Origin of the sequence: Pantoea sp. ANP04, assembly GCF_041982285.1 — a bacterium.
GTDB lineage: Bacteria > Pseudomonadota > Gammaproteobacteria > Enterobacterales > Enterobacteriaceae > Pantoea > Pantoea eucalypti.
The window spans coordinates 1-510 of the sequence record NZ_JAUTYS010000203.1 but is presented as its reverse complement, the minus strand read 5'-3'; the positions used below and the strand labels follow the sequence as shown (position 1 = coordinate 510).

Annotated in this window: 1 pseudogene; it reads right to left on the bottom strand. The window is 62.4% G+C overall.

Annotation, left to right across the window (positions count from 1 at the left end):
- Positions 1-510: pseudogene (locus tag Q7C21_RS23120) on the bottom strand (RND family transporter); the annotation flags it as partial.

Below are 510 nucleotides of genomic sequence, written 5' to 3'. Positions count from 1 at the left end.
GATGATGTGCACCTTCACGTTCGGGTTCTGCGCCTGGTACTTCTCGCGGATTTTCTCTTCCAGCTCGTGGGAGAACTTCTGGTAATCCAGCTTGATCTGCCGCCCCTGGTCTTCCGGATCCGGATAGGACTCGAGCAGCGGCACGTCGATGATGCTGGACTTGAAGTTGTTCGCCACCAGGCGGCCGATCTGCCCGGACTTGAGGATGTTGTCGCGCAGGTCCTCGAGGCTCTCGGGCGAGCCGTCGTAGGTCTGCGGGATCACCTCGCCACCGGCGAAGCCTTCCTCGGTGACCTCGGTCCAGCGCACGCTGGGGCTCCACAGCGACTTGAGCCCGGAGCGGTCGACGCCAGAGATGTAGAACACCTCGTCGTTGATCTGCCGCAGGGTCTCCATGTACTCCTGGGTGAAGATGTCGCCGTCGCGGGCTGCCACCGAGATACGCACGGTGTTGCCCAGGTTGGCCAGGTCGTTGCGGTGCTCCATCATCCGCTCGATGAACGGGTGCTT